Below are 26,541 nucleotides of genomic sequence, written 5' to 3'. Positions count from 1 at the left end.
GTCGTATCTGCGATGACCAAGGTACTTGTAGTAGATGATGAGATCAGTATCTCAAGCGCAGTCGCTTATGCGCTGCGAAGGGAAGGACATACGGTGGAGACGGCAGGGGATGGGCAGGAAGCGCTGGAGCGCGTGGAAACGTTTGATCCTGACGTTATGGTGCTCGATGTCATGATGCCGAAGCTTAGCGGGTACGATGTTTGTCGCAAGCTCGAGGATCGGCAGCGTCCTGCCGTCCTGCTGCTGACGGTGAAGGACGATATTGTGGATAAGGTGCTCGGGCTGGAGCTAGGTGCCGATGATTATATGACGAAGCCCTTTGACATGCGGGAGATCATTGCCAGGGTAAAAGCATTGTCCCGAAGAAGCCGTGCTCTTGAGGCAGCCGGGAAGCAAGCCCCCGAACAGCATGTGATCCGGATAGCCGGACTTACCATTAACCTGTTAAATCGCACTATTCACGCTGAAGGCAGGCCCCTTGAGCTGACGCCGAAGGAGTTTGACCTCATGGCTCTCTTGGCCCGGAATCCGGAGCGGGTATATTCGCGCGAGGCCTTGCTAGAACAGGTATGGGATATGGATTTTGCCGGCGGCACGCGGACGGTAGATATTCACGTCCAGCGATTGCGCAAGAAGCTGGGGAACCAGCACGAAGTAATCCAGACCGTCTATGGCATTGGATATAAAAGCACGGAGATTCCATCATGAGCAAAGGAAAAGTGCGTTTCGGCTTAAAGTGGAAAGTCGCACTGCTTCTCGCTTTGCTGCTGATCGCCGTCGTTGTTGTTCTAAGCACGTTGGTTCTTGCCGGGATACGGGAGGATCAGCGGGTGCGCCTGGAACAATCCTTCGCCCAGGAAGCAGAAGCAGCCAATCTCAGGATTCATCAGGAATTACTGACGAATCCTCAAACGCAGCCGGATGATTTCATGGAAAGTGTCGGTCAACGGCTAGCCGTCGATCTTGGAACCCAAAGCGGCATGCCGGTGACTCTGTATAAGCTGGATGGTACTTTCACGGGGACTTCCCTTCCGTTCCAGCCAAAGATGGATGTACAAGACGCGCTGGCACACACGGCGCAAGGGCGTTCCGCCTATATTACCGAAGGTGACCAGCTGCTCTATCTTGCCCCGCTTCGGAATATGGAGGAGCCGATCGGAACGATTCAATTCCATGCCTCCCTGGCCGAGCAGCACGCGTTCTATGACCGGATCCAGAACCTGTTTATCGTGACGGGCCTTGCGGTGCTGGGCGCAGGCTTCCTGATCGGTTTTCTGTATGTCTGGCGGCAGGTGCATATCATTAGTAGGCTGAACCAGGCTGCGCAGAGGATCGGTGAAGGCGTCTACCTTCGCGAGCCGACGGTGAAGCGAAAGGATGAGCTCGGCGAGCTGGCGCAAGGCATATATAAAATGAGCGGGCGAATTTCCTCGTCGGTGAGCCAGCTTACCGAAGAGAAGCTGAAGCTGCTGGATGCCATCGAAAGACTGCAGGAGCTGGAACAACAGCAGAAGCAGTTTATCGGGAATATCAGCCATGAGTTGAAAACGCCGCTGACCTCCATATTGGCTTATGCGGATCTGCTTGAAATGTATCGCGATGATCCCGCCCTGCTTGAGGAAGCCAGAGGACAGATCAGCAAGGAAGCACAGCGTCTATACCGCTTGGTAGAAAAGGCGCTTCAGTTATCGTCCATGGATATTTATGAATTCGAAACCCATGCGGAGCACGTAGATCTTATGCCGATTCTTGAAGAGGCGGCAGCCCGGTTAGAGGCCAAGGCAGAGCGATCTGACATTACGATTCAATCATCCTTAACGGATGGTAAGGTGTGGGCTGATCCGGAGAATCTGATGCATATGGTTCTGAATCTGCTGGATAACGCCATTAAATATAACAGGCCCGGAGGGAGCGTTATGCTCTCGAACGAAGTGGACCAGGATCCTTATGGCAATGATCGTATGGTTATTAAGGTAAGCGATACCGGAATCGGAATTCCGGATGATGCCAGAGAACGGATCTTTGATCCGTTTTATACGGTGAGCAGCGACCGCTCCAGGGTTCACGGAGGAACTGGCCTAGGGTTATCCCTGGTACGCAATCTGGCAGAGAAACAGCATGGCTCCGTTCAGCTTGCGGAATCGGGTCCCGGCGGTTCTACGTTTGTGATTGCCCTGCCGATGAATCGGCCACAATCCTCAGAGGTTATTTCGACAGAAGAAAGTTCAGACTTGGAATAAGGTCTGGACTTTCTTTTTTCAAGGTTATCTATTTGTTTACAAGTTCGTTACAAGCTCGATATCGTATCGAGATAATCGCATTCTATACTGAGTTCAACAGGGAAAGAGGCGGCATGCCAAGACACATTCTGTGCAGCTGCCGAAGCTCCTTGGGGGATATGCCATTGGGAGGAACCTGTTATGAGAAACAGAGTTGGTAAGTATGGGTTCAAGTTGATGTCTGCTGTTGTTATTGCTGTAGCACTGACGGCTTGCCAATCCCAGGATCGGCTGACGATTGTGGAGCCAGGCAACAATCAATCCGGCCAGCCCCTTGTATCGAATGCTGGAGAGACGGCATCAGGAGAGCGCAAACTTACGGTTATAGAAGGAGCGAGTGGTCAATCCAGTCAGGAAGTGGTTGTGAATCAGACACACCGGATCGCCTCGTCCAACATTGAGACATGGCTGTCGGAGAATGAGGTCAAGGTGCTTACAACCAAGCTGATCAAGGAAGCGACCGAAACGGAAGAACCGCAATATGCTTATTCCTCCGAAGCAGTGAACGTAAGTACAGGTGAGCGGCGAGAGCTCACGAATCATGAAGAGTCGCATCCAGGCGAACATCTTGTCAAAGAAGAAATCTCGCCAGACGGTAAATATAGCTTTATTCAGAAATGGAGGGATAAGTACACGGCAGACAATTTCATGAAGGATCTAAGTACTGGCAAGAGTATACCGGTAGAGGGTGACAACTACATGGAGATTGGCGGCTGGCTCGATACAGACACCTATGTTCTTGCGGCAGGCTCCATGAACGGCAAGGGAGAGATACGTCTCATATCTGCGGACGGTACTTACACCACCACCGCCATTGAGGATGAGGATGTTGAAGTTTACAACCAATTCGGAGCGAGTAAAGGCCGGATCTATTATATCGATGTGAATCAGGTGCTTAAGGTGGCTGAACCGGGGCAGTCGAAGCCGGTACATCTCATTGAAAATGTATGGAGCTTCACCATTTCGCCGGATGGAGAGTACATTGCCGTCTCCACAGCGACCAACACGGAAGGGAACTCAGGCAGCAATTTACTGATCTATGACGCCGCAGGCAGCTTACAAGGATCGCTTATCGGTAAAGGTAATCTGATTTCTTACCCGTCATGGTCGCCGGATTCTGCGAGATTAGCCTTTGATGTGTACTCCGAGAATGAAAGCGGGATGAACGGCGTGTATGTGTTTGATACGGCTTCCGGGAAAGTAAGCTGGATGGCGCCCTATTATTCAGCGGTGCATCCTGCGGCCCATCCGGTCTATCCGCTGACTTGGAGTCCATCTGGAAAAAGACTAGGAATTACGATTGACGATAAAGAAGCTTTAATTGCGACGCATGTCATTGATTTTAAATAAGATATTGCGCTTCATACTATAACTCATCGACTTGGAAAGTTGGTGAGACAACGAGAGGAATGGATGAAATGAAACAGTTGAAAAAATCAATCGTGGCGGTTGCCGTGCTGGGAATGACGTTAACGGGAGCGGCAGGCGTCTATGCGGGAGCCAACCTGGAGAAAATCTCGGCTTACCTGAATCACAGCATCGGTATCCAAGTGGATGGTACCGTTTATAACACCGGCAAAACATTGACTCCGATTACGTACAAGAACACGACGTATCTGCCGGTTCGCGCGATTGCCGATGTGCTGGAAGTTCCTGTGCGATACGATGCGAAGAATAACCAGGTGCTGATTGGAAGCCATCCTGGAAACGGTCAGACGATCGAACTGACCAACGTGAAGTACAGTGATGCACAACTAAAAGAAATCAAAAGCGCGTTCGCTAAATTTGATGGTTTCCAAACGCCGTATGCTCCAAGTCAGATGGTAAAAGGCGATGTCTATCAAAAGACGGGTGCATCGGAAGATGGCGTTAACTTGTTATTCAAACACATGACGGTATACATCTCCCCAAGAGACTACTCTCATGGATATGACAGCAAACCGGTAACGTTGTCCAACGGGACCAAAGCCAAATGGTATACACCGGATGACACGGACATGCTGGGCTTTCAGATCAATGACCGTTTTGTGACAATCAGCTCACCGGATCATTCCTTAAGCAAAGCGCAGCTGGAGAAGGTTGCTGTAAGTATTGCCCATTTGAAATAAATATAGAGATAAAAGAGATAGAGATATGGCTTAGATATGAAAAAGGTGAATAGAGGATAGTACGAGGAAGCTTGCAGGGTGAAAGGAATGCCCTGTGAGCTTTTTTTATTTCGAAAAGCTGTCACGAGCATCGACATTTCCTGGGCAATCCAAACTTCTAGTATATGTAAGAATAGGTTTTAGTTTTGCATTGATTTTATAATAAGTTTACGCATAATAGAAACTAAGGGAGATGATTCCACTTTGAATGATAAGGATATCAGTACTGTTGTTAATGGAGATTTAATTGTTACTCATCTGATAGGGAAGATAAACACGGATGATGTTATTGAATGGTTTAATGGTTTTGAAAACTCATGTCAGCAGTTTATTGGTAAAGGTCTGAAGTACAAATTGTTGGTGGATAGAAAAGGATATACCCCAAACCACTTCTCCGTTCAAAAAGTATGGAAAGAAAAGTTCTTCAATGACACCATCCTGAATCATAGCAAGGCAATTGCGTTTCTTCTTGAAGAAGGGGAGATCATGAATTACCTGCAGCAATCTAACACCAAAGAATCCGTTAAATTTTTTGATGATTATGAACAAGCACTCAATTGGTTAAACAACTATCCAAGTTAAGTATTTATGTTGAACCAGTTGCTCTATAGCAACTGGTTTTGTTATGCTCACAGCTTTACGTTGTGGCGAAATTGGCTTGCTTGCAAGCTTCTAACAATATTTATGAAAAGAGCTAAAAAAAAGAAGCAGCATGATCGCCGCTCCTTCTAAAATCCATTAATTACGCTGTAATAACAGGTAACCGCTAATGCTGGATGTTCTTTGGCGGAATACGATTTTGAAACCTACATCATTATCCAGTAAACAGGCTAAGGCAGTTCTTAGCAATGCATTCGGCGTCAAATCAGCTCGGCAAGGAGAAGCATTGCCAATGACACGAGCAGCAACGATTCTACGCGGGGAACCCGCAACGAGAGGGTTTCTTGACCAGCTGATTAATACTAAATCCGGCTCTGGAACAGCACTGACACGACTCATTTGAATCACTCCTTTTACTATAGTAGAGTCAGTATATTAAATGATAATCTGCTATGAAGTGTGCACAGTAAAGGCGGAGTTTTTTTAGAACATGGTTGCAACCCAAACTGACGGAAGGGGAGATGTGGTGTGAATTCTATGAAAATGAAGGACATGATTAATGAGTATGTAAGAGCCTATAATTTTTTTGATATCGAGGGGATGATTGCTCTTCTGCATGAGGAGATCGAGTTCAGAAACATATCAAGCGGATCGATCGACGTGGAGACCAAAGGAATCGAGGAATTTCGAGAGATCGCCGAACAGTCCAAGTCGTTATTCTCCTATCGTTGTCAGACGATCATGGGTTATTCGTTCGAAGATGACAAGACTCAGGTTGAGATCGACTACGAGGGTATCCTTGCTAAAGATCTCCCCAACGGTATGAAGGCCGGCGAGAAGATTCATATGAAGGGAAAGTCCGTATTTGTGTTTAGAGACGATAAGGTAGCAGTGATGGAGGATTATAGTTGATTGAGCAGATGGAACTTTAGGTGCACCTGAGTTGATAATTCCAAACTGTATTAGCACCACCTCTTGCGTTGGTCGGAAGGCAGGAAGAGTTTATCTATAGTTGTTTAATCCCGGAAACAGGGCTCCTCCACATGGTATTATTTGGTTTAGTGTATTCTCTTGCTAGGGAGGCCAGAGATATGGACATTGAATTAATGCCCGTCAATCGAAAGAACTGGGAAGAAGCGCTGGCATTGCAGGTTTCGGAGCAACAGCAGGGGTTTGCGCCGGCGGTAGCCGTATCTCTTGCCAAGATCTACATCAAACCGGATGGTGATGAAGTCGAATACATTCCCTTTGCGATATACAACGAGAAGCGAATGGTTGGATTTATCATGCATGCTTATGAAGTGAATACAACCGATGGTTATTGGATCAACGGCTTTTTAATAGATGCAAAGGAACAGGGCAAAGGATATGGCAGAGCGGCTATACTCCAGATGATATCATGGATCCAAAGCCAATTTCCGCTATGTGAAGAAATACGCCTGACCGTGCATAAGGATAACCGGATAGCGAAAAATTTGTACAGCAATCTAGGTTTTGTGGAAACGGGAAACTGGTTTGGCGATGAGGAAGTGATGAAGCGGAAATGTTCTATCAAACCAAGAAGTAAAGAGGAAGGGGAGTGACCAATTGTCGCAGATCAGCATCAATCGAAGCAGTCCTGAAGAAGCGCATTCGGTACGGACGAATCTGATTAAATTTAATGCACAGTTTATCGCAGAAGATTTGCAGCCGAATTACGAGGAGATCAATTTACATATAAAAGATGAGAATGGTGAAATCGCAGGCGGGATCAACAGTGTATTTTGCTGGAATTGGATTGAGGTCGATATTCTATGGGTCGATGATCGATTTCGAGGGCGGGGATACGGCTCAAGATTGCTACAGGAGATCGAGAGGATAGCCAGAGAAAAGCAATGCACATTCATCAAGCTCAATACTTTCAGCTTTCAAGCGCCGCTGTTCTATCAAAAGCATGGATTTCGAGAGATTGCACGTATCGACGATGCCCCAAGGGGGCATCAGCATTATTACTTGATAAAGCATTTGGTGTAGAAACATTAAGCCAGGTTTATGAAGGAAGGTCATGGATAAATGGGAAAGGCGCAGCTACAGGCTCATCCGGTATATTCTTTAGTTAAAGCAGACCCTATTATTTATTCTAAGTATTTTGCGACCTATAGGAAAAATGTTTGGTTCAGACCGAGTTGGAAGCATGTGCAGCAGATGATGGCGGATGCGGACGACTGCTACTGGATTATGTCTGACGGTATAAGAATAGCAGGAATATCGATATCGGAGAATACGATGGGATCCCTGTTTGTTATTCCTCCCTTTGTTTTTTCGCAACCGATTGTGGCTTACTTGAAGGAATATATTTTGGAGAATATAACTGGAATCAATAGAATACATGCGGACAACGTTCTACCTGAACATATTGCAGCATTCGCTGCGGAAGGCTTTAAACCCGAGCAAGCAAGAAAATGCATGATTCGGCCCACAGCCGATACACACTCACCCTCTCTTGTCGACCAATTTAGGTGTGAACAACCAGAACCAGGTGAATTGGTGCAAATAACCCGACTAATGATGGATGCCTATTGTAATAGTATCGATGATCGTGATGGTGAGGTTTTTACTCAGGATATCCTTTATTATTTTGAGAATAATTCAATTGATATTCTATTGGATGCTTCTTCAACTATAGTCGATCAACAATCCAATGAAATCGTGGGCATATGTTTCGTATCCCTCTGGGAGGATCTACCGTTAATTTATGAAATTGCTGTTGCTCCTGCTTGTAAGGGGAAGGGATTGGCCGAGTATATGTTACGAAAAGCCATACATAAATTAGACCGCCATTATGACGTCTTACGATTGTTTGTAACAACGGGGAATAAAGCTGAGCTTCTATACACAAAGCTGGGGTTTTTACCAGGAGATGAATTGACGAACATGGTCTATACCAATGAGTTAAAACCAACAACCATCCAAAGGAGCTAGATATGATTAGATTGCAGCCCATTGATAAGGATAATTGGACCGAATGCATTAAACTGAAAGCGAAGGCCGAACAAGAAGGCTTTATCGCCTCCAATCTGTATTCGATTGCTCAGTATCAATTTCTTGAACATTTTGAAGCGATGGCCATTTATGAGGAAGAGACGATGGTCGGATTCGCGTTGTATGGCTTGGACTCCGATGACGGGAACTACTGGATTTACCGTTTGATGATCGACGGGAATTTTCAAGGGAAGGGTTACGGTAAAGCGGCTTTGCGATACATAGTTGAAGAAATCCGAAACAAACCTGACCGGACTGATGTCCTTATGATAAGTTTTGATCCGAAGAACGAACGGGCCAGGCAGCTTTATGTCAAAGCGGGTTTTGAGGAAATCGGCGTCATGCCGTGGTCGGAGGGTGAATCCGTAGCGAAGCTGATGCTGTAAACCTTCAGCCTACAAGTGTGCGGAGAGGATAATGCTGATATGAAAATCATAGTGACTGGCGGCGCCATCATCCGGGATCATCAAGGACGAATATTGCTTCAGAGACGCTCGGATTACGGCAATTGGGGACTTCCCGGTGGTGGTATGGAGGCCGGAGAATCCGTGGAGGAGACGATGCGACGGGAAGTATTCGAAGAAACGGGGCTGGTCGTCCGCGATCATGAACTCTATGGTGTTTATAGCGGACCCAGAATGCAGTATCGATACCCGGACGGAAACGAAGTCGTGTTTGTCATGTTTATTTTTAACGCCACGGCAGATTTGGAAGGGAAGACGGAGGAGCAGGGCAGAATACTTAATCATCATGATGTCAACAACGAGTCGTTGCAGTTGGAATTCAAGGCATTGCATGAGATTGATCTAGAGGATATCAGCTCTGTGCAAAGACCGGTATTTGAGGATCTGCGCAGCGGGTTGGAGGGTGTTTTAAGAGCTTGAAGTAACTAGTGCCATGACAAAAGGGAGTGCCTACTGTTCGTGACAGTTGTGCACTCCCTTTGTTAGCCTAACTAAAGATCGGCTTCATACCCCAATAATTGGGTGAAGTCCTGGAATGTATCAGAATAATAATAATTAACTTTCAGTTTATTATTGTCATTGGTGGCTTTCTGACCCTTACTCCTTATAATGGGAATGAATTCCGCATAGGATGCGCCGTTCAAAGCTATTCGAACAGGCTGCTTAGGGTTGCTTAATTGTTCGTAAGTATAAAAGGATGGCTCCCCGTTCACGTTGATTTGCAAGTCGATTTTTTCTGAAGCCTTCACGGCCAGATAGAACTCCGGTACAGAATCGGGATTCACTAAAGCAAAGTCAGCAACCGGACTTTCTCCGTGCCCTGATGGAGAACCTGCATAGATAAAGTTTCTAGTGCCATTCGGAATGAGATCATCTGCTGATGGTTCCCGGACATAGTCGCTGCCATCATAATAATCGTATATGCGATGCAGGATGACCGCGGTTTCGGCTAACGTTACCTTTTGATTCGGACGAAAATACCCTTTCGCGTCAGGTTTCATGATGCCGGCCTCGGCAAAGCCGAGCAGCGCATAAGCTTTAACGTAATCGAGATCGGAGGCTAAGGAAGGCCCCCATTTTTTGTCTTGCATCAATCCGATTTCGGGTGCCAATGGTTGATAGGCGTACTTCCATTTTTGGTATTGGTTATAGGAATTGAAATACCTTTTGGGAAGATCTTTGATCTCCCGCAGTCTCGCAATCTCCTCACTTTCCGATAACTCCACAGAATATCCAATATCATCGAACAGCGCATTCAGCGTAATCAATAAGTCCCAGCGTGTTAACACTTTCTCCGGTATAAACTTGAAGGTTTCGTCATGATAATTGATTTTGTCGGCGGCTGCAATTAATCCGCCCGGCATGCTGCCGTATACATCCTTAAAGATCTGGTAGGATGAATGTGCATTTGGGACCCCCGGTATCTTGATGTTCTTATCGTTTTCGACCCGTAAATCGGTAAACAGCCGATGAACCATGAGCGTGAGATCGGACTTGGTTACCATTCTGCCTAAAGTTTTTGTCCGATACTCCATATTCTCAAAAACTCCATGAGATCTAAGGAAATCAACGGATTCATTGGCCCAGCCATATTTGGCTTGACTGGTTTCCGCCGCGCTTGCCATGGATGTCATGCACAACGATAGAATGAGGGTAAAAGATAATAATCGACGCCACCTTTTTAGAAACATGAAATCCTCCTGTATGTATCTATGTATTGGATTAATATTCCTCCATTGTAGACGACAAATTATGACAGGAGCAATGTTTTTATGAGTATATACATAGCAATAAGGAGTTGGCCTGCACACACTTCTGGTTTGAACGTATCGGATGAGGAGAAGAATATCGGAATATCGACCATGAAAGGTATGATTTTGACGGATTTTTTTCAATGTAACAGTTGACATTACGGAACAAAATGGTAATATTTTAAGTCATTAGATATATAGCGGTTAAATTGGTGACTATTGGCTTCTTTCAAGACCATGTAATAACAGATTTCTGCTATCTTGGATAGTGAATGCAATACAGCCTATGACGGAGGAGGTATGTATGGGAATAGACTGGTATGACATGATCGCACGAAGGAATGGCGGCTACAAAGGAAGAGCGGTATGTACCATCGTCGGCAGGTCGGCGGAAGAGGTATTTGAGGAGCGGTTAGTGGAGATGCTGCCGCAGTTTCATTCGGTGCTGGACGCTGGCTGCGGGCATGGCGAGTTCACGCTCCGGATGTCCAGGCATGCTAAGAACATCATTGGTTTTGACAACTCCGCGGAGATGATCCGAATCTCCCAATCCTTACTCGAAAGCAGCGGAATCGGTAATGTGGAATTTGTGTTTGCCACAACGAAGACCGAGTTGCCCTTTCAAGAAGCTCAGTTTGATCTCATCTATGACCGCAGAGGGCCCACCTCGATCATCGAACATCCCAGGATATTAGCTTCAGGCGGCACCATCATCGGCATACATAATGATGTGACTGCCGTTCGAAGGCGATTGTCGGAGAATGGCTACATGAATGTCGTGATTGAGGAGTATAATGAAGCGATTACTTACTTCCCGAATGCCCGCGAATTTGCATTGTTTCTGTCGGATGTGCCGGGTAATCCCGATTTCACCTTGCCGGAAATGAAGGGTGAACTCGAGGCCAAGATACGGGAGAATCAGATCGACGGGCAGCTTGGAGTCCATGAACACAAATACATCTGGAAAGCCATGAAGAGGTGACGTCAAGTCGTTTATCATACCGAAAAAGGAGTGTTGCGTTATGGATCATGAGTTCAACCGGAAGTGGCTGGAGGACAAATTTGAAAACATCCGCAGCCGTACCTTAAAAGTGCTGGTGCAGTTAAACGATGAGCAAGTCAATTGGCGGCCCAACCATTCCAGTCTGAGCATTTCGACGTTGATCAGGCATATCGAAGGCAACATTCAAGAGCGGGTTATGAAAGGGATTCTGCACAAAGACATCACACGAAACCGGGAGGAAGAGCTGACGCAGGTTTTTGTCAGCCGGGATGATCTGATTCAGATTGTAAAGAATCGGTTTCAGTTCCTGATCGATACGGTAAAATCCATGTCGAGTGAGGACTTTGAACAGGTTCAACCGGTACGCGGTAAAGAACGAAGCAATCTCGACATACTGCATCAATGCGCCACGCATTATTCGGAGCATATGGGTCAAATTTTTTATATCGCGAAGCAGTGTTTGGCGGTTCAATATAAAGCTACATCGATCTAATAAGCAAGTCCCCCTTAGCTGGGGTATCCAGCGATCAAGGGGGACTTTTATTTTACGGTTGACCTGGAGAAGGGACCTGGTGGGTCTCTTTTTTCTGCATAATGCTCGTCAGCGGCTCGGGCTCTCGATACGTGATCGATTCATTAACCCCGGCATCCAGCTGCCCGTTATTGAACTGTACGCCGATAAGATGCGTGCCGGATGGCGCTGAAATGCCCAAAGAGCGTCCGCTGGCGGAGGTTCCGTTCAGGCCCTGATTGTTGCCCGGCGTAAAGACGGCCAGCAGTTGAGACGGTGAGAGATCTTCCCCATCAGCATTATAGTTGGCAAGGAACTGCTCCATGCTCAGGTCATAACAGCAAGGCTGCTTCTTGATCCAGATCACCTTGGTTTCATTCGGGCCGATGACGGTGTCCGTGCTGTAGCGATCCTTCGTAATGGTCCAGCGGTTGGACTTGGATTTGTCGAACGGAAGAGCAGGGTCGTAATAATAGTAGATTTGATACCCTTCCAGGTCGATCTCCCGGTCCGTAGGGTTGTATATCTCCACATAATTGTAATTCCCTTGCTCGTTCGAGTTAGCGACCACCTCGGTGATGTGCAGGGCGGTAGTCAAGGGCAGCTTAGGTACCGTTTCTTCGGTGGTTTTATTGGATCTTTGCAGGGTACCCTCCATCATGACGGGATAATGATCGCTAGGGTATTGGCCGACTTCATTGTAATTAATAATCTCGCTGTGCAGGACATTCCAGCCTTGGCTGTGCAGAATCCAGTCGATCCGGTTTCCGCTGCCGCCGCCCGTAGGGTCCTTGTAATTATGAAAGGTTCCCAGGTCATCGTTGGTGCGTTTCTTGGCGGTGACATGTCCATCCGACATCCCGTTGCTTGTAAAAATCGAATACGTATCGCTTCCCGGACGGGTATTGAAATCGCCGGTTATGACAACGGGGATATCCGAGGCAAAGGCCTTCATTTTGTCGACAATGAGTTCGGCGCTCTTCTGCCGGGAAACCTCGGATTGGTGATCCAGATGCGTGTTAACCATATAAAAGGTTTTGCCGTTCTGAAGATCCTGGAAGCGAACCCAGGTTGCCATCCGCGGAATCTGATTCCCCCAACTGGCGGAGCTGATCGTCTGCGGCGTATCGGACAGCCAGAAGTGAGACTGTTCCAATGGTTTCAGTCGTTCCGTATTATAAAAGATCGCCATATACTCGCCTAACCTCCCGCCTTCACGTCCGACTCCAATCCGATCATATCCCGGCAGATCATTCTCCAGATCGAGGATTTGCCGGTGAAGCCCTTCCTGCGTTCCGATGACGTCCGGTTTATGCTCCAGGATGAGATTCTTGGTGACAGGGCGGCGTTTCTCCCAAGGTTGACTGTCATTGGCGGCATAACGCAGGTTGAAGCTCATAACACGCAAAGGCCCCGACGATGCTTCCGCGGTACTTCCCAGCTCGCCGGAAGGGGAGAGCGACGCCGTCGTCAGAAATGTAAGCATCATGAACAGGCTGGTGATTTTGGGGATTCTCATTAAAGTTCCTCCTTTGTCATGTGCAAGAATTGATTCCTTCTAAAGTGGACGTTAAGTAGATGTATCCTGTCCTCCCTTCCTGATTTGCCCATATCATATCTTATTTTTAGTTGGCTGCGTATTTACAATATTTTAGGTTTTTGCTTTCCTTTTGGGTAATCGTGGAGGAAATGGATGAGTGCATCAGGAATAATACCATTTAGGAATTGAGGTGATATGGTTTGAAGCCATTGAATTATAGCGCATTGATCTGCTCTTTCATTATCGGGATATCCATCGTAACGGCAAGTTTTATACTTCAGGGGACTGAGAGTTTAAAGTCGGTGCCAGCTGTAACGGATGAAGCCTATTCGATGCAAACGGAAAGCCCATTAATGACTCTTGAACAAACGGCCGAATTCTTGAACCTCACCGAGTCTCAGGTGAAGAGTATCATCTCATCCGAGAATGCGCTAAGAGCGCAGGGTGATTCCGAAGGGGTGTCGTTTCCTTATATTGTGGTGCAAAACGAAATCTACGTTAGCCAAATAGGGCTTATTTCGTGGCTTGAGGGGGCTACGCGGGAAAGAAGGATATATTGATTATGCTATCGTTACGATCTAAGACCCTTAAACTAACATGAAGATGGACAAAGCGTGCACTCAACCAGAGGTTGAGTGCATGTTAGCTTACTCTACTTCCGCGTTATGTTTTTTCGTGAGGTTGTTGTGTATAGTAGAGGCATCTCATGGAAAGCGTGGTGTCTGGATTGATGAATCAGGCAAACGGCGTGATTGGTAACAATATTGGCAGGCTGCGAAAACAGCTCGGCATCACACAGGAGCTATTGGCTAACAGACTCGGCGTCAGCTATCAAGCCGTAAGTAAATGGGAGAATGGACAATCTTGTCCGGATATTTTACTGATTCCGATACTGGCAGATGTATTCGGGGTCACGATCGATGAGCTTTTTGGCAGGACTGCCCATAACATCGATTTACGAAAAGGACTCGTACTTGAGTATTTGTTCGACGGCAATGTGAGGGATACCAGCGGGGAGGGACATCATGGGCGACTAGAAGGCGGGAATTATGGTGAAGACCGATTTGGTCGGAAGGGCGGGGCTTTAGTGTTGGATGGTGGAAGTCATTATGTCCGAATCGATCAACCGCCTATTCTTGTGAATGATGCTTTTTCAGTATCCGTATGGTGTTATTATGATGCACACAAGATCCTCCGTGGATGGCATAGCGCGATTGTCTCGCAAGATGGCCATCACCAGAACCGGGCGATGCAGCTTAGCACGAAGGATGAGTATATTACGTTCCATGGTTTCCTTAGAGAACCGGATCTATCGATGAACACCAAGATCGTGAAGGAGCACTGGTATCATGTGGTTATAACCTATGAGCAATCCCGTTACCGAATGGTTGTCAATGGCCGTCTCGTTGCTGAGCGTACAGGCAGTTTTACACCCTATAATAAAGAACCGATGTATGTAGGTAGAAAATCAACCGATGAACCGTATTTCTTTTTCCAAGGGCGTATCGACGACCTGCGGATCTATAATCGTGCCATGCAGGACCGTGAGATCGAAGCCCTCTATCTTGAAGGTGGTTATAAGCCTGCCCCAATGCCGCATGTGGAGTCTGCGAAGGAGCCCATTCCGGTTCTTGAGGGATTGGACGACATCCGTATGATATTTACAAAAGATACCATTGATGCAGCGGCTGACTGGTATACCCGAAATTTAGGATTCAACATATTGATGCAGGAAGAAGGCTTCTATATGTTAACTTTGTACAACAGCCCGAATTTGATATTGGAATGCGTGAAAGCAAGGGAGCTGGAGTCTGGACAAGAGGCATCATTTATATTCAAAACCAATCGGGATATCGTAGAACTGAGCTCTTATTTATCTGCCGCTGGTGCGAGAATTGAGCAAATTCGGGACGAAGGCTTCGCATGGTTTCTGGATTTTAAGGATCCTTATGGACAAGCTTGGATCATTATGCGCGAGAAGGGGAGTCATTTGAGTTGAAGTTGTAACAACGTCGCGCGATTGCGCGTTATGTCCGTTAACGGTAGAATGTTGTTAAGCAGTTGATATTTCATCCAAGAACCCTCCTCGCGGTTAACGCCAACGGTGGGTTCTGTTTTTTATGATCAAGTGCAAAGGAATGTGGATATGACGGAAAATGGAATTGTGCTCGTGGTCAGCGTGACCCTTGTTCAAGGGGATCAAGTGCTTATCATCCAAGAAAATAAACCTACGGTGCGGAATACCTGGAACTTCCCGGGAGGGCGCATCGAGCCTGGGGAAGCTATGTTCGAGGCGGCTATAAGAGAAGTGAAGGAAGAGACAGGATATGATGTCCATTTGACAGGCACTACAGGCGTGTATCCATTCATAAGCAGTTTGAATCACCCTGTGATCATGTTTCATTTTACCGGAAAAGTGGTGGGAGGCTCGCTTCATTTGGGAGCAGGCGAGATTAAGGATGCCCGGTGGGTCACACTGCCTGACATCTTAGCTGATCACAGTATGAAGATCAGGGATGTCGAAGTCATGAGACAGATCGTTGAGAATCTCAAGAATGGCGTGCAGCACTCGCTTGAATTGTTTCATCCGTCGTTGCTTCTAACTTCGGGGTCATCGCATATTCATAATGCTTAGCGGATTATTTCGTATTATTTTTTTGCCGTGGAACACAGTTCTTTCGTATGTGAAGGATACGATGATGTATCGAGGAGGTGAGGAAGTGGCCAGCATCCGTTTTCCCTTGGGTTCCTTTGAGCCGAAGGTGGAGCCGACATTGGAGGAGAGGCAGAGGTTTATACAGCAGATACCTTCAATCGTACCGACGCTCCGGCAAATCATAATGAAATGTCCCCTTTCCCAGCTGCATATGCCTTATCGTGAACAGGGGTGGAGTATTCAGCAAATCGTGCACCATCTGGCTGATAACGACATGAACGCATACTTGCGATTTAAACGTGCATTGACCGAGGAGGAGCCGGTGGCAAACTCGTACCGGGAGGATTTATGGGCTGAATTGAGTGATTACACGGAGGTTCCCATTGAGAACTCGCTTACGCTTCTGGAAACACTTCATTTTCGTTTTCTTATACTGCTTAAGGACTTACAGCCCGAGGATTTCAAAAGAACCATGAGAACTCAAGTGCTCGGCAGCATTACCCTGGATATCGCGCTGCAGCGATTCGTGTGGCACAACCAGCATCATATCGCGCAGATTACATCCATATTGAACCGTGAAAACGCGAAGTTACATAAGGAGTGAGCCCAATTGAGCTGGAGATCCAAGTATGCTTATGGAGGCATTGTGTTCAATCAGAATCAAGAGGTCCTCATGAGAAGTCCGCGCGACCATTGGGGCGGCTATGTTTGGACCTTCGCCAAAGGCGGTGCTGAATTAAGCGATAGCTCCCCGGAAGAAACCGCAATCCGGGAAGTGTTAGAGGAGACAGGATATAAATGCAGCATTATCGCAGCCATTCCGGGTGAATATGAATCGGATACATGCGTGACGAAGTATTTTTTGATGAGGCCGGATGTGTGGAGCGCCCATTATGATGAGGAAACGCAGGAAATCAAGTGGGTTAGCGTTGAGCAGGCCTTTGAACTGATAGAATTGACAACAACCTTAATAGGTAGACGACGGGATACAGATGCATTAATCAGTGCGATACATACGATGAGGGCATTGATAATTGAGAACAGATTCTAGTTATCCATTTTATTAGAAATCCAAAGGAGCTATCAAATCATGGGAATGTCAGATTACTATAAGGATCTAAGAGAAAAGATCGGAGACCAGTTAATATTCATGCCGTCCGTTGCGGGCATTATCCGTAATGATCAGGATTTTATTTTATTTGGAAGAAAGCATCGCGAAGATGTATGGGGACTTGTGGCCGGTGCCATCGAGCTGGGAGAATCCCCTGCAGAGGCGATGGTTCGCGAAGCGAAGGAAGAAACTGGGCTAGATATTGTACCTGAACGAATCATTGGGGTATATGGTGGAAAAGAACGCCGATATACTTACAGCAACGGACATCAAGTGGAGTACCTCACGATTGTGTTTGAGTGCCGCATCATTTCGGGTGAGTTGGATCTTGAGAATGACGAGTTTGCTGAACTCGTATTCTTTCCGGAGGATCAGCTGCCACCCACGGCTTTAAAATATCCGGAACATATTTTCACCAAAGCGAATGGAGAGCGGGCTCATTTCTGATAGAAAGCAGGTTCCCTATGACGTTAAAAGCGATAATCTTTGATTTGGATGAGACACTAACGGACAGAAGGTCGGCGATTGACTCGTTTATTGAGCGATTGATTGCCAGGTATTTCCCAGACTCCGATGAAGATGCTCAGCTTACGATAGTCAAGCGATTTAAGGAAGCGGATCAGAACGGCTACCGGGATAAGCATGAAGTGTATGAGATGCTGGTCGAGCATCTTCGGTGGGAGAATCCGCCTACTGCCGATGAATACCTGACATTTTTCAGGGAAGCCTTCCCGCTTTGTATCCAGCCGATGGATCAGGTGTTTCCCGTACTGCGTCATTTGAAGTCTAAGGGGCTGAGGCTTGGCATCATTACGAATGGAACCGTCCAAGTTCAAGAGGGGAAGATCCGTCAATTGGGTATACGCGAGTACTTCGATTCTATCGTGATTTCCGAAGAGGCTGGCGTCAAAAAACCGGATCCCAGGATCTTTATGAAGGCTTTAAATTTGCTAAACGCACTGCCATCAGAGACGTGGTTCGTTGGAGACCACCCGCATAACGATATCATCGGAGCAGCGCAATGCGGAATCAAACCCATATGGTTTACGCGAGATGGAAATTGGGACTACTCTGAAGCAATAAAGCCATATAGGACGATACATAAGCTGGAAGAATTGATTCATATTTATGCCGAACACTATTGAGGGTTAGCAATGAAGGTAGAGTCCTGTGTAAGGAGGTGCATCTATTGAAGCGATTTAAAAGCGATAATGGACAAAAGCTCGTCTATGAATCCTATGACCGCCTGTTGGCGGGATGGACGGTACCTTACCAGCAGCATAAAATATCCACTTCGTACGGGATAACTCACGTAATAACGGCAGGTTCATCGGATCTCCCCCCGCTGCTGTTATTGCATGGAACGGGCGATAATATCGCCATGATGTGGATATATAATGTGGCGGAGTTGTCCCGGAACTTCCAAATCATCGCCGTGGATAATATCGGAGGTTCGGGGAAAAGCGAGCCGAATGACCGGTATGCGCATGACTTTAATCAGGCAAAATGGCTGGACGAGATCCTGAATGCGATGAATGTTGAAGCAACCTATATTGCCGGCGTATCCTACGGAGCTTACCTGGCCTATCATTACGCCATCGTCAGACCGGATCGGGTAAGAAAAATTGTATGCTTGGCTGGCGGCATTGCCGGAAGTCAATCTGAACTGATGAGCAAAATGATGCGGGCTTTTCTGCCTGAAGCACTGTTCCCTTCAGAACGGAGTGTGCGTAAACTGCTTCGCAAGCTATGTGGTACGAATGCAGATGCATTCGAGAACAATCCGGAGCTTATGCAGCACTGGGTCTACTTACTAAAGTACTTTAACAATCGCTCCATAATGAAACACACCATTTACAATCCATTCGTCTGCCGACATTCAGATTATTCGCAGCAAGTCCTTGTTCGTTATTGGCGATCAGGATATGCTGAGCTTTTATCCGAGGGCGGTTGCCAGACTGGAGACGAATGGGGTGCGTTACCGCATCGCTCCGGGCGCGGGCCATGCGATCAATCATGAGATGCCGGACCTCGTTCATGAAGAGATAATCGGCTTTTGCAGGGAAGCTTGAGGGGAGGCGGATGATCATTGAAGATGAAACGATTCACCTGGCTGTTTATAAGTGCATTAATCTGTCTGCTCGTGGTTCTATTCGGGAATGCGATGACACCTAAACTCGGCACCAGTTCGGGTAATGGCAATCCTGCCATCCTGCTGTTCATCCCTCTGAGCATCCTTTTTCTTGTTCTGGTCAATCAATGGATTCGTGTCTTCAAAGGTGTGAAGCTGTCCCTCAGCTCGTTAAGTTTGTTGATCTTTACCCTGGCTGGCTATATCATAGCGGGTTATGTATATCAGCTCCGAAGACTCGAAATCTATAGACAAATTCAAGCGGAGGCATTCGAATCGGAATATGGTAGAGTCGATTGGGCTCATATCGAATCCATCACGTCCGGTATTTTATCGATCCATATGAATAATCAATTCTTTAATGTAAATACGTACTTCATGATGATGGCATTTTCGCTTCTATTGTGTTTCGGGTACAAGTTGATCCAAGGACTCATGAACAGAAGTCAAGGAACCTCTGCGAAGAATTAAATCAGTATACTGGGTGGATAGGAGGAGCATGGTATGTCAACGAAAGGGATTTACGATAAGCAGGCCGAAGCTTATGAGGCTATGATTAGCAAGCAGCCTGATTTAGCGGGAGTTATTTATGAAAAAAGGCCATACGAGGGGCTGGATGTACTTGATTTGGGGGCAGGATCAGGTCGATTATCCATGCTGTTAGCCGGAGATGTCAGATCTTTGATATGTACTGACATAGCGCAACCGATGTTGGATATTTTGGATGATAAATTATCTGAAGCCTATGACTCTCGTAATTGGACGACCGTAGTCGCTGATCATCGCAGCCTGCCGATTGATTCATCGAGTGTGGATCTGATTGTATCGGGTTGGAGCATTAGTTATCTGGCCGATTCGAGTCATGACGATTGGCGTGAGAATCTTGAACTTGTTATGACAGAGCTGCAGCGAGTATTGAAACCAGGCGGGACGATCTTGATTCTGGAAACGATGGGAACCGGAACGGAGACACCGAATCCTCCCGATTTCTTAACGGGTTATTACGCACAATTAGAGCATCAATATAGATTTAACCATCAGTGGATTCGAACGGATTATGTTTTTGAAACAGTTGAAGAAGCGCTGCATAACACGGGATTCTTTTTCGGAGAAGAGCTGACGAACAAGATTCAGGCGAACCAATGGTCAACCGTGCCGGAATGCGCGGGGATCTGGTGGAAGCATGTTTAAGCTAGGACGGTGATGTGGCCTCGTGGAACTTCTAATGTATGTGGTCTTGTTTATTCTTAACATTCCGATATACAAGTGGATTTTCAGAAGGATTTTTGATGATGTGGATGATCTGAAGCAGTCGGTAAAGTATTCGTTTACGCCGGATATCATCTCCTTGTTCCGCAGTCGGTTTTGGAAGGATCAATTTGGAGAGCTGAAGCTGTCCGTGTTCTATTTTTGTTGTTTAGGGATCTTTGTCATAGAGTGCGTGGTATTGACCAAAGTGGTCGACGTGATCTTTCAATGAATTAGCTATCTTATGTTGAACGGTTACGCACTGCTGAATTTGTGGTAGAATTGCGAAGGACAATAACCCATACACATTCAACTGGAGAAGAAGGGAACGTATGTGAGCCCTGCTTTTTTTGATTTGAAGATGTTTGCTAATGGATCATAAGGAGAACAGAGAATGCCAACGATGATTACAAAGTCATTTGATCATGAAATGCAGCGATGTCTAAGTGAAATTACATCGGCTTATCATGCAGGGGAACTGAGCACGATGGACCTCGCGGAATTACCGGAGGAAATCTACATTATTGAGGCGGAAGATGAGATGGTGGGGTACGGAGTCGTGTGGGAATACGATAACGGGAAGCAGCTCATGCAGAAGGCCGAACAAGATTATTTTAGCGCCGATGAGCGGTATTTAGAGAAGGACTTCTATATTGATGTCAAGAATAAGAAGGATTTTATCTTTATCCAAGCTTTGGATGTACTCAAAGAATTCGAAAACAAAGGATACGCGGCTTTCTTCGTGGACTGGCTCAAAGCAAAGTATCCTAACAAAAAAATGTATGTCTATACCCTGGATAAATCACGGAATTTCTGGTTCAAGCAGAATTTTGAGATTCTAGGAAGTACGGCATGGATGACCTTTAATTAAGGTATCGCCGTTCTTGATCCGAAATGACAAGAGCTTATAAGATAGTACAAATTAGACATAAACCGACTGCAAACACATGCAGCCGGTTTATCTTGATTCGAGTCAAGCAGGGTTAACGCTCTGTTATTGCTCCAACACGTTCTCAAACTTGCCGAACCACTCACCCCAGCCATATCTGGCCCCTTCGAGTCCATGAACATTGGAGAAGCCCGTTTGTTCGAGATGAAGGTTAACTTTACCGTCTCCTAAATCATGCAGTGTCCAGGTGACGGTATGCCGCTCGTCTCCGGTAGCCCAAGAATAGGACAACCGGTTGGGTGGCTCTACGATAAGTACTTCGCCGTCAACGATTCCATCCCAATATTCGGACGGCTCATGGCGAAATTGAAAACGATGTCCAACGATAGGCTTAAAATCATTTTCCGTGATCCACTTTGCTAACTTGCTTGAATCGGTTAAGGCAGCCCAAGCCTTCTCGATCGATGTCGTGTACTGAAAATCCATGGATAAGATTAAACTCATTCTTCTTCCTCCTCGAGCAGCTGGTTCAAGCGCAGCATGTTTGTAGTCCAGTATTTGCTGTAGAAAGCCACCCAATCTTGAACTTCTCTAAGCGGATCGGCGTTTAGCCTAAATCGCGTTTCTCTGCCTACTTTCCGGTCGAGCACCAGTCCGGCCTCTTTAAGGATGGTCAAATGTTTGGATACCGCTGTACGGCCCATTGAAAATGGTGCCTTTAGTTCATGAAGCGGTTTCTCCTCTGCCTGTGATAACAGATGAATCAGTTGACGCCTAGTGGGATCTGCAATCGCGTCAAATACATCGCGGGACGGATTATTCTCAATCACGACAACCCTCCTAAAAGTCTAATTTTGTTGTTAGTAATCTAATGATGTGTGAAGGGACCGCCGTTAATTTCACCACCTCTGCCTCATGATTTTATAAGTGAAATTTTCAGATATACCTGGAAATGACGATCACTCGATTAGAGAGTTAGTGTTAATCTCTAATGTCCATTCTAAACTAATACCCAAAAAAGGCATCCTTTTTGATATTCCGCTTAGTAATCTGATTATTTTGCAAATGGCTGGAAATAGAATCTACCGATGACTTCGGACCCGCAATAAAGTATTTTCCCTTGTTTTTATATAAGGTGTTAAACCTATCGATTTCCTGATGCAAGTCATCTCTTGAATCAAGATAAGTCACAGTTAATGAAGTATGGTTAGCCATTTCATCTAGCTCATTCTTGAAGATACAAGACTTTTTGCTGCCATCCAAATAGAGCAGCTTTCTTTGTTTCCCGTCATAATTCCCTTCTGCCTCTAATTGTTTAAGGATCGATCGAAATGGTATGATACCAATTCCGCCTGCGATCGTAAGCGAAGGACTGTTATCTTGCAAATAAAATGAACCGACAGGACCGCTCATTTTAACTTTCATTCCCTGTCTTAATTCTAATAGAGCTTTTTTATAAAATCATTTGGATCATCACTGATACGCGTTGTTATTTTAACCATATTTTCTGTAGGAGCAGGTGCCAAGCTGTATGGTTTTGTGGTTTTTTTTATGGTCTTATGAGTAATGCTGAACAAACCATATTGCCCTGCCTTCCAGGTTAAATCCTTCTCTCTTTCAAATAGAAAAGAATAGACATCGGCTGATTCCTTGCGGCTTTCTATAAATGATAGTTCTCTCTTCTTGATTATGGAGAACATATCTTGAAAAAAACTCATTGCCCCATCTCCCTCTTATAACGTTATCGGTAAGGCAATCGCTATATCTTCATCCGGACTTCTAATTGGACACCATTTAGTGATACTTTGATTTTAGGTCACCATATGGTGTCGTGTCAATGACATATTTCAACTCCATATGAACACGGTCTGCGGAGGGGGTAAGATACCAGTTTTACGGGTCCTGACGGCATTGCATGTTACGTCATAGCTCGCAGAATTGAAGTTTTGACTAATCAATATAGCTTATGTGATGTACGAAGGTTACCCGGGCGGTTGGACAGTATCATCTTGCGCTGGAACCCGCGACGGGGCTGCTCGATGATCTCTCGCATGCTATGCATCGTCAGGCAGCGGCCGAAGTGCCGGCCGGCGGTACGTATTCGTGGTGGCTTGAGGTATCCTGGATCGATGGATCAAAAAAGTAGCGAAGTCTGGTTGACCGTCCGGTAGGACCGACAAACGCTTAAGCAAAAGCCAATTCACGAATGCGCTGGTTGGGATTGTCCGTAAATAATCCGCCGTGGTAACAGATCACGTTACGGACGCCATAGTGAGTGAGCTTCTGCAAGGAAAGCTGGGCTAACACCAAATCAAAAGTGGTTGCCGGATCCGGGCCGACCAGCCGTCCATCGATCACGTTCAGGGCATCTGCGGCAATTAAGGTTTTGCTCGGCATATGATATAAGCTGGTATGGCCCGGGGTGTGGCCGGGCGTATGGATCACGATGATACCGCCGCATAACGGCAGCATCTCGCCGTCGCGCAAAATGCGGTTCACTGGTGCTGTGGGCGGGTTCTCCAGCGTGTGTTTAAACGCGTTCCTCCACTCCGGCGGCACGTTATCGGGCATCGAAGCCAACGCTTGTGCAATGGCTTCGGGCGATAGTTTGACAAGCCTTGTATCGCCTTCGATATAAGGCTTTTCTATTTCGCTGGCGAACACCTTAGGCGCGTGGCTGCTGTGTTGGATCATGGCTCGCAAACTGCCGATATGATCCAAATCCTGGTGTGTTATAATAATTTTGTTTATGTCCTGAACGGAAAAGCCGATGTTCGATAACTGCTCCTGAATAAGCGGGAACTGGCCGGGATAGCCGGTATCGATCAGAACTAGATTCTGATGATCCCATAGGAATGTTGGATGGATCGTTTCGATTCGTCCCATCATGGCTGCGGAAATTTCCAGCATGGCAATGCCTTGATCGATTAACATGTTACATACCTCCACTATATGGGGATCTCTTCTCCCGATTTCAACTTCTAGAGAAGACTGAGCAGAAGTAGATTATCAAACAAGCAGAACCATGTAAATAGAAAAATATTATATTATAACACAAAAATAATTATTTGTCAATAGATAATTCATGAGCCAGAGCCCTCGTTAATCTATGAAATGTCCGGCTGGGGTACAAGCATGATTCCAAGTCGTAGTCTGCTCACAAGACTGGATTTCATCTCGCTATTGAGGAATATGTAATTGCTGGTATAATCCTTGAAAAGAGAAACGAAGTGACGCAGCAGATTGAAGAAGGAGAGGGAGCAGTGATGAACACGACGATTGAACTGAATAACGTAACCTGGAAACGGGAGCAGAAGACCGTTCTTACAGGCGTGGATTGGACCGTACAGCAAGGAGAGCATTGGGCGGTTCTTGGGCTGAACGGGTCCGGAAAGACAACCATTTTGAATATGATTAACGGATACATCTGGCCAACCAGCGGTACGGTTTCGGTGCTCGGGCATCTCTTTGGCAGGGTGGATTTAAGAGAATTGCGTAAATCGATAGGCTGGGTCAGCTCCTCGCTGCAGGAAAGAATCCGGCCGAGCGAATCCACGCTGGACGTCGTGATTAGCGGCAAACACGCCTCGATCGGACTGTATCAGAAGGTGGATGAAGCAGACCGGGAGCAGGCCGAGCAGCTTATGAAGGATTTTAATTGTATTCATCTGATGGGTCGTACATATGAAACTTGTTCGCAAGGGGAGAAGCAGAAGCTGCTGATTGCCCGGGCGCTTATGGCTTCGCCCAGGCTGTTGATACTGGACGAGGCCTGTAACGGACTGGATTTTCTGTCGAGGGAAGCGCTGCTGTCCAGCATTACGGCACTGGCTTCAAAGCCCGATGCGCCGACCCTGCTGTTCGTTACGCACCATATCGAAGAAATACTGCCGATCTTCTCGCACTCCTTGCTCATCCGCCGGGGCACCGTCTTCGGAAAAGGTCGTTCCCGGGATATGCTGACCAGCGACAATTTAAGCTCGTTCTTTGAGACGCCGGTCGAGGTGAGCTGGCAGAATGATCGGGCCTGGATGTCCATTCCGGACTTATAATGATGGCTTTGAAGCTCGCGAGATATTCATGACCTAGGAGAGTGACCATTGTGCCAAATCGAATCATAGCGAATCGAAGGCTGTTCAATTCAGGGATAACCGGCATGAAGCATGAAACTCCGGAGGAAGTCGTCAGAAATCTCGGCGCTGTGCAAGCCCAGGATTACCACCAAGCGGTCTGGGGAATCGGTCTCCGTACGAAGTCCGCCAAGGTATCCGATGTGGAGCAGGCCCTTAACGATCGCAAAATCGTGCTAACCTGGCCGATGCGAGGGACGATATTCTTCGTACCGTCCGAGGACGCCAAATGGATGGTGAAGTTGACGGAATCGCGCTTTCAAACGAATGACAAGAAGAAGCAGGTCGAACTTGAGCTTGACGAAGGTACGCTCCATCGATGCCGAACAATAATTGGCGACGCGCTGAGTGGCTGCACACCCGTATCCCGTCCCAGACTGATGGAACTGCTGGAGGAAGCGGGGATCAGTACCAAGAACGGCCGCGGTTATTATATTCTTGGATATTTGGGACGGACAGGCATGATCTGTTTCGGTCCGCATGAAGGCAAACAGCAGAGTTTCGTGCTGCTCGATGAGTGGGTCCCGAATTCAAGGGAGCTGACGCTCGAAGAATCGCTGGGGGAGCTGGCGCTTCGTTATTTTACCGGTCACGGGCCCGCAACGATTCAGGATTTTGCGTGGTGGGTCGGGTTAACGCTGACGGAAGCTAAACGAGGCTTTGAGGCGGTCAAATCAAATCTTCGTTTAGATTTTGTCAACGGCACGGAATACTGGAGCTCTGTTACTGCGCCGGCCGTGTCCGCTGATACGGATTCGGTGGTTCTGCTTCCAGGTTTTGATGAATATTACTTGGGTTACAAGGACCGCAGCGCGATCATAGAGACAGAGCACGATGCGAAGATCGCTCCCCATCGTAACGGGGTTTTTCAACCGATGATGGTGGCAGGAGGGGAAGTGGTTGGTATCTGGAAGCGGGAGATCAAGCGCAGCGGTATCGAAATCACGTTTAGTCGGTTCTCGCAAAGGAAGGATCGAGAAGAGGAGTTTATGGAAGCTGCCAAGCAATATAGCGATTTCGTGGGAATGCCGATTACACGAATGGAATCATAAGTTTGAAG

33 protein-coding genes and 1 pseudogene are annotated in these 26,541 nt (G+C 46.8%); 27 read left to right on the top strand and 7 right to left on the bottom strand.

Going from position 1 to position 26,541, the window contains the following annotated elements; genetic code table 11:
- Window positions 1–12: 12 nt before the first annotated feature.
- The 5 genes from ACQKPA_RS03350 to ACQKPA_RS03330 all read left to right on the top strand — a co-directional run bounded on the left by ACQKPA_RS03350 (window position 13) and on the right by ACQKPA_RS03330 (window position 5,008).
- Window positions 13–708, top strand: a complete 696-nt coding sequence (locus ACQKPA_RS03350; RefSeq protein WP_427489356.1) for a response regulator transcription factor — start codon at window positions 13–15, stop codon at window positions 706–708.
- Window positions 705–2,240, top strand: coding sequence for a sensor histidine kinase (locus ACQKPA_RS03345; protein WP_427489354.1), 1,536 nt, complete (start codon window positions 705–707; stop codon window positions 2,238–2,240). Before ACQKPA_RS03350 ends, ACQKPA_RS03345 begins: the two co-directional genes overlap by 4 nt.
- A gap of 180 nt (window positions 2,241–2,420) precedes the next feature.
- Window positions 2,421–3,629 (top strand): WD40 repeat domain-containing protein, encoded by a 1,209-nt coding sequence (locus tag ACQKPA_RS03340; protein ID WP_427489352.1) that lies wholly within the window; start codon window positions 2,421–2,423, stop codon window positions 3,627–3,629.
- Between the two features lie 68 nt (window positions 3,630–3,697).
- Entirely contained in the window at window positions 3,698–4,387 is a 690-nt protein-coding gene (locus ACQKPA_RS03335; protein WP_427489350.1) for a stalk domain-containing protein, read from the top strand.
- A gap of 189 nt (window positions 4,388–4,576) precedes the next feature.
- Window positions 4,577–5,008, top strand: coding sequence for an STAS/SEC14 domain-containing protein (locus ACQKPA_RS03330; protein ID WP_427490256.1), 432 nt, complete (start codon window positions 4,577–4,579; stop codon window positions 5,006–5,008).
- Window positions 5,009–5,164: 156 nt separating this feature from the next.
- On the opposite strand, the gene ACQKPA_RS03325 is transcribed toward ACQKPA_RS03330, so the two are convergent.
- Window positions 5,165–5,425 (bottom strand): hypothetical protein, encoded by a 261-nt coding sequence (locus tag ACQKPA_RS03325; RefSeq protein WP_427489349.1) that lies wholly within the window; start codon window positions 5,423–5,425, stop codon window positions 5,165–5,167.
- A 129-nt stretch (window positions 5,426–5,554) separates the two neighbouring features.
- On the opposite strand from ACQKPA_RS03325, the gene ACQKPA_RS03320 reads away from it, so the two are divergent.
- The 6 genes from ACQKPA_RS03320 (at window position 5,555) to ACQKPA_RS03295 (ending at window position 8,931) form a co-directional block, all read left to right on the top strand.
- Window positions 5,555–5,938 (top strand): nuclear transport factor 2 family protein, encoded by a 384-nt coding sequence (locus tag ACQKPA_RS03320; protein ID WP_427489348.1) that lies wholly within the window; start codon window positions 5,555–5,557, stop codon window positions 5,936–5,938.
- A 179-nt stretch (window positions 5,939–6,117) separates the two neighbouring features.
- The gene (locus ACQKPA_RS03315) at window positions 6,118–6,609 is read left to right on the top strand and encodes a GNAT family N-acetyltransferase (protein ID WP_427489347.1); all 492 of its coding nucleotides are present in this window, start codon (window positions 6,118–6,120) and stop codon (window positions 6,607–6,609) included.
- Window positions 6,610–6,613: 4 nt separating this feature from the next.
- Window positions 6,614–7,039, top strand: coding sequence for a GNAT family N-acetyltransferase (locus ACQKPA_RS03310; protein ID WP_427489345.1), 426 nt, complete (start codon window positions 6,614–6,616; stop codon window positions 7,037–7,039).
- A 39-nt stretch (window positions 7,040–7,078) separates the two neighbouring features.
- On the top strand, window positions 7,079–7,987 hold the full coding sequence (locus ACQKPA_RS03305) for a GNAT family N-acetyltransferase (RefSeq protein ID WP_427489343.1): 909 nt from the start codon (window positions 7,079–7,081) through the stop codon (window positions 7,985–7,987).
- 2 nt (window positions 7,988–7,989) lie between these two features.
- Window positions 7,990–8,433 carry a GNAT family N-acetyltransferase gene (locus ACQKPA_RS03300; protein WP_427489341.1) on the top strand — a complete coding sequence of 148 codons (444 nt, stop codon included), beginning with the start codon at window positions 7,990–7,992 and terminating at the stop codon, window positions 8,431–8,433.
- A gap of 39 nt (window positions 8,434–8,472) precedes the next feature.
- A complete protein-coding gene (locus ACQKPA_RS03295; RefSeq protein ID WP_427489339.1) occupies window positions 8,473–8,931 on the top strand; it encodes an NUDIX domain-containing protein in 459 nt (152 codons plus the stop codon).
- A gap of 71 nt (window positions 8,932–9,002) precedes the next feature.
- Here the strand turns inward: ACQKPA_RS03295 and ACQKPA_RS03290 are convergent, their stop codons facing one another.
- Window positions 9,003–10,202, bottom strand: a complete 1,200-nt coding sequence (locus tag ACQKPA_RS03290; RefSeq protein WP_427489337.1) for an S-layer homology domain-containing protein — start codon at window positions 10,200–10,202, stop codon at window positions 9,003–9,005.
- A gap of 364 nt (window positions 10,203–10,566) precedes the next feature.
- Here ACQKPA_RS03290 and ACQKPA_RS03285 point away from each other — a divergent pair, with 364 nt between their 5' ends.
- Window positions 10,567–11,244 carry a class I SAM-dependent methyltransferase gene (locus tag ACQKPA_RS03285; protein WP_427489335.1) on the top strand — a complete coding sequence of 226 codons (678 nt, stop codon included), beginning with the start codon at window positions 10,567–10,569 and terminating at the stop codon, window positions 11,242–11,244.
- A gap of 40 nt (window positions 11,245–11,284) precedes the next feature.
- A complete protein-coding gene (locus ACQKPA_RS03280; protein WP_427489333.1) occupies window positions 11,285–11,758 on the top strand; it encodes a DinB family protein in 474 nt (157 codons plus the stop codon).
- A 52-nt stretch (window positions 11,759–11,810) separates the two neighbouring features.
- Here ACQKPA_RS03280 and ACQKPA_RS03275 read toward each other — a convergent pair whose 3' ends face one another.
- Window positions 11,811–13,295 (bottom strand): endonuclease/exonuclease/phosphatase family protein, encoded by a 1,485-nt coding sequence (locus tag ACQKPA_RS03275; protein WP_427489331.1) that lies wholly within the window; start codon window positions 13,293–13,295, stop codon window positions 11,811–11,813.
- 221 nt (window positions 13,296–13,516) lie between these two features.
- Between ACQKPA_RS03275 and ACQKPA_RS03270 the strand changes: the two genes are divergently transcribed.
- The 12 genes from ACQKPA_RS03270 to ACQKPA_RS03215 all read left to right on the top strand — a co-directional run bounded on the left by ACQKPA_RS03270 (window position 13,517) and on the right by ACQKPA_RS03215 (window position 21,333).
- On the top strand, window positions 13,517–13,876 hold the full coding sequence (locus ACQKPA_RS03270; protein WP_427489329.1) for a hypothetical protein: 360 nt from the start codon (window positions 13,517–13,519) through the stop codon (window positions 13,874–13,876).
- Window positions 13,877–14,022: 146 nt separating this feature from the next.
- The gene (locus tag ACQKPA_RS03265; RefSeq protein ID WP_427489327.1) at window positions 14,023–15,315 is read left to right on the top strand and encodes a LamG-like jellyroll fold domain-containing protein; all 1,293 of its coding nucleotides are present in this window, start codon (window positions 14,023–14,025) and stop codon (window positions 15,313–15,315) included.
- Between the two features lie 147 nt (window positions 15,316–15,462).
- On the top strand, window positions 15,463–15,951 hold the full coding sequence (locus ACQKPA_RS03260; RefSeq protein ID WP_427489325.1) for an NUDIX hydrolase: 489 nt from the start codon (window positions 15,463–15,465) through the stop codon (window positions 15,949–15,951).
- Between the two features lie 85 nt (window positions 15,952–16,036).
- A complete protein-coding gene (locus ACQKPA_RS03255) occupies window positions 16,037–16,576 on the top strand; it encodes a YfiT family bacillithiol transferase (protein ID WP_427489323.1) in 540 nt (179 codons plus the stop codon).
- A 6-nt stretch (window positions 16,577–16,582) separates the two neighbouring features.
- Entirely contained in the window at window positions 16,583–17,023 is a 441-nt protein-coding gene (locus ACQKPA_RS03250) for an NUDIX hydrolase (RefSeq protein ID WP_427489321.1), read from the top strand.
- A 39-nt stretch (window positions 17,024–17,062) separates the two neighbouring features.
- Complete coding sequence (locus ACQKPA_RS03245; RefSeq protein ID WP_427489319.1) at window positions 17,063–17,530, top strand: NUDIX domain-containing protein; 468 nt, start codon at window positions 17,063–17,065, stop codon at window positions 17,528–17,530.
- Between the two features lie 17 nt (window positions 17,531–17,547).
- Entirely contained in the window at window positions 17,548–18,228 is a 681-nt protein-coding gene (locus ACQKPA_RS03240; protein WP_427489317.1) for an HAD family hydrolase, read from the top strand.
- Window positions 18,229–18,272: 44 nt separating this feature from the next.
- Window positions 18,273–19,103, top strand: coding sequence for an alpha/beta fold hydrolase (locus ACQKPA_RS03235; protein WP_427489315.1), 831 nt, complete (start codon window positions 18,273–18,275; stop codon window positions 19,101–19,103).
- Between the two features lie 75 nt (window positions 19,104–19,178).
- Window positions 19,179–19,685 carry a hypothetical protein gene (locus tag ACQKPA_RS03230; RefSeq protein ID WP_427490254.1) on the top strand — a complete coding sequence of 169 codons (507 nt, stop codon included), beginning with the start codon at window positions 19,179–19,181 and terminating at the stop codon, window positions 19,683–19,685.
- A gap of 33 nt (window positions 19,686–19,718) precedes the next feature.
- On the top strand, window positions 19,719–20,405 hold the full coding sequence (locus tag ACQKPA_RS03225; RefSeq protein WP_427489313.1) for a class I SAM-dependent methyltransferase: 687 nt from the start codon (window positions 19,719–19,721) through the stop codon (window positions 20,403–20,405).
- A 22-nt stretch (window positions 20,406–20,427) separates the two neighbouring features.
- Entirely contained in the window at window positions 20,428–20,694 is a 267-nt protein-coding gene (locus tag ACQKPA_RS03220) for a hypothetical protein (RefSeq protein WP_427489311.1), read from the top strand.
- Between the two features lie 162 nt (window positions 20,695–20,856).
- A complete protein-coding gene (locus ACQKPA_RS03215) occupies window positions 20,857–21,333 on the top strand; it encodes a GNAT family N-acetyltransferase (protein WP_427489309.1) in 477 nt (158 codons plus the stop codon).
- A gap of 123 nt (window positions 21,334–21,456) precedes the next feature.
- On the opposite strand, the gene ACQKPA_RS03210 is transcribed toward ACQKPA_RS03215, so the two are convergent.
- The 4 genes and pseudogenes from ACQKPA_RS03210 to ACQKPA_RS03195 all read right to left on the bottom strand — a co-directional run bounded on the left by ACQKPA_RS03210 (window position 21,457) and on the right by ACQKPA_RS03195 (window position 24,285).
- On the bottom strand, window positions 21,457–21,855 hold the full coding sequence (locus ACQKPA_RS03210) for an SRPBCC family protein (RefSeq protein ID WP_427489307.1): 399 nt from the start codon (window positions 21,853–21,855) through the stop codon (window positions 21,457–21,459).
- The gene (locus tag ACQKPA_RS03205) at window positions 21,852–22,181 is read right to left on the bottom strand and encodes an ArsR/SmtB family transcription factor (RefSeq protein ID WP_427489305.1); all 330 of its coding nucleotides are present in this window, start codon (window positions 22,179–22,181) and stop codon (window positions 21,852–21,854) included. The genes ACQKPA_RS03210 and ACQKPA_RS03205 overlap by 4 nt, the downstream gene beginning before the upstream one ends.
- Window positions 22,182–22,356: 175 nt before the next feature.
- Window positions 22,357–23,069, bottom strand: a pseudogene (locus ACQKPA_RS03200) (FAD-dependent oxidoreductase).
- Between the two features lie 466 nt (window positions 23,070–23,535).
- Window positions 23,536–24,285 carry an MBL fold metallo-hydrolase gene (locus ACQKPA_RS03195; protein ID WP_427489303.1) on the bottom strand — a complete coding sequence of 250 codons (750 nt, stop codon included), beginning with the start codon at window positions 24,283–24,285 and terminating at the stop codon, window positions 23,536–23,538.
- A gap of 332 nt (window positions 24,286–24,617) precedes the next feature.
- On the opposite strand from ACQKPA_RS03195, the gene ACQKPA_RS03190 reads away from it, so the two are divergent.
- Both ACQKPA_RS03190 and ACQKPA_RS03185 read left to right on the top strand, forming a co-directional pair.
- Window positions 24,618–25,403 carry an ABC transporter ATP-binding protein gene (locus ACQKPA_RS03190; RefSeq protein ID WP_427489301.1) on the top strand — a complete coding sequence of 262 codons (786 nt, stop codon included), beginning with the start codon at window positions 24,618–24,620 and terminating at the stop codon, window positions 25,401–25,403.
- A 50-nt stretch (window positions 25,404–25,453) separates the two neighbouring features.
- Window positions 25,454–26,533, top strand: a complete 1,080-nt coding sequence (locus tag ACQKPA_RS03185) for a winged helix DNA-binding domain-containing protein (protein WP_427489299.1) — start codon at window positions 25,454–25,456, stop codon at window positions 26,531–26,533.
- The last annotated feature ends 8 nt before the right edge of the window (window positions 26,534–26,541 follow it).

It is taken from the genome of Paenibacillus sp. NPDC093718 (assembly GCF_050279985.1).
Taxonomy (GTDB): Bacteria; Bacillota; Bacilli; order Paenibacillales; family Paenibacillaceae; genus Paenibacillus_AQ.
The sequence above is the reverse complement of the archived record's forward strand: the minus strand, read 5'-3'. Positions and strand labels throughout refer to the sequence as shown.

Bases quoted from the DNA above. Each gene is read 5' to 3' on its own strand.
- ACQKPA_RS03335 (WP_427489350.1), top strand. From the start codon at position 3,698: ATGAAACAGTTGAAAAAATCAATCGTGGCGGTTGCCGTGCTGGGAATG.
- ACQKPA_RS03215 (WP_427489309.1), top strand. From the start codon at position 20,857: ATGCCAACGATGATTACAAAGTCATTTGATCATGAAATGCAGCGATGT.
- ACQKPA_RS03245 (WP_427489319.1), top strand. From the start codon at position 17,063: ATGGGAATGTCAGATTACTATAAGGATCTAAGAGAAAAGATCGGAGAC.
- ACQKPA_RS03265 (WP_427489327.1), top strand. From the start codon at position 14,023: ATGGAAAGCGTGGTGTCTGGATTGATGAATCAGGCAAACGGCGTGATT.
- ACQKPA_RS03240 (WP_427489317.1), top strand. From the start codon at position 17,548: ATGACGTTAAAAGCGATAATCTTTGATTTGGATGAGACACTAACGGAC.
- ACQKPA_RS03350 (WP_427489356.1), top strand. From the start codon at position 13: ATGACCAAGGTACTTGTAGTAGATGATGAGATCAGTATCTCAAGCGCA.
- ACQKPA_RS03210 (WP_427489307.1), bottom strand. From the start codon at position 21,855: ATGAGTTTAATCTTATCCATGGATTTTCAGTACACGACATCGATCGAG.
- ACQKPA_RS03195 (WP_427489303.1), bottom strand. From the start codon at position 24,285: ATGTTAATCGATCAAGGCATTGCCATGCTGGAAATTTCCGCAGCCATG.
- ACQKPA_RS03280 (WP_427489333.1), top strand. From the start codon at position 11,285: ATGGATCATGAGTTCAACCGGAAGTGGCTGGAGGACAAATTTGAAAAC.
- ACQKPA_RS03230 (WP_427490254.1), top strand. From the start codon at position 19,179: ATGAAACGATTCACCTGGCTGTTTATAAGTGCATTAATCTGTCTGCTC.
- ACQKPA_RS03315 (WP_427489347.1), top strand. From the start codon at position 6,118: ATGGACATTGAATTAATGCCCGTCAATCGAAAGAACTGGGAAGAAGCG.
- ACQKPA_RS03290 (WP_427489337.1), bottom strand. From the start codon at position 10,202: ATGTTTCTAAAAAGGTGGCGTCGATTATTATCTTTTACCCTCATTCTA.
- ACQKPA_RS03275 (WP_427489331.1), bottom strand. From the start codon at position 13,295: ATGAGAATCCCCAAAATCACCAGCCTGTTCATGATGCTTACATTTCTG.
- ACQKPA_RS03325 (WP_427489349.1), bottom strand. From the start codon at position 5,425: ATGAGTCGTGTCAGTGCTGTTCCAGAGCCGGATTTAGTATTAATCAGC.
- ACQKPA_RS03295 (WP_427489339.1), top strand. From the start codon at position 8,473: ATGAAAATCATAGTGACTGGCGGCGCCATCATCCGGGATCATCAAGGA.
- ACQKPA_RS03345 (WP_427489354.1), top strand. From the start codon at position 705: ATGAGCAAAGGAAAAGTGCGTTTCGGCTTAAAGTGGAAAGTCGCACTG.
- ACQKPA_RS03300 (WP_427489341.1), top strand. From the start codon at position 7,990: ATGATTAGATTGCAGCCCATTGATAAGGATAATTGGACCGAATGCATT.
- ACQKPA_RS03305 (WP_427489343.1), top strand. From the start codon at position 7,079: ATGGGAAAGGCGCAGCTACAGGCTCATCCGGTATATTCTTTAGTTAAA.
- ACQKPA_RS03225 (WP_427489313.1), top strand. From the start codon at position 19,719: ATGTCAACGAAAGGGATTTACGATAAGCAGGCCGAAGCTTATGAGGCT.
- ACQKPA_RS03190 (WP_427489301.1), top strand. From the start codon at position 24,618: ATGAACACGACGATTGAACTGAATAACGTAACCTGGAAACGGGAGCAG.
- ACQKPA_RS03285 (WP_427489335.1), top strand. From the start codon at position 10,567: ATGGGAATAGACTGGTATGACATGATCGCACGAAGGAATGGCGGCTAC.
- ACQKPA_RS03260 (WP_427489325.1), top strand. From the start codon at position 15,463: ATGACGGAAAATGGAATTGTGCTCGTGGTCAGCGTGACCCTTGTTCAA.
- ACQKPA_RS03340 (WP_427489352.1), top strand. From the start codon at position 2,421: ATGAGAAACAGAGTTGGTAAGTATGGGTTCAAGTTGATGTCTGCTGTT.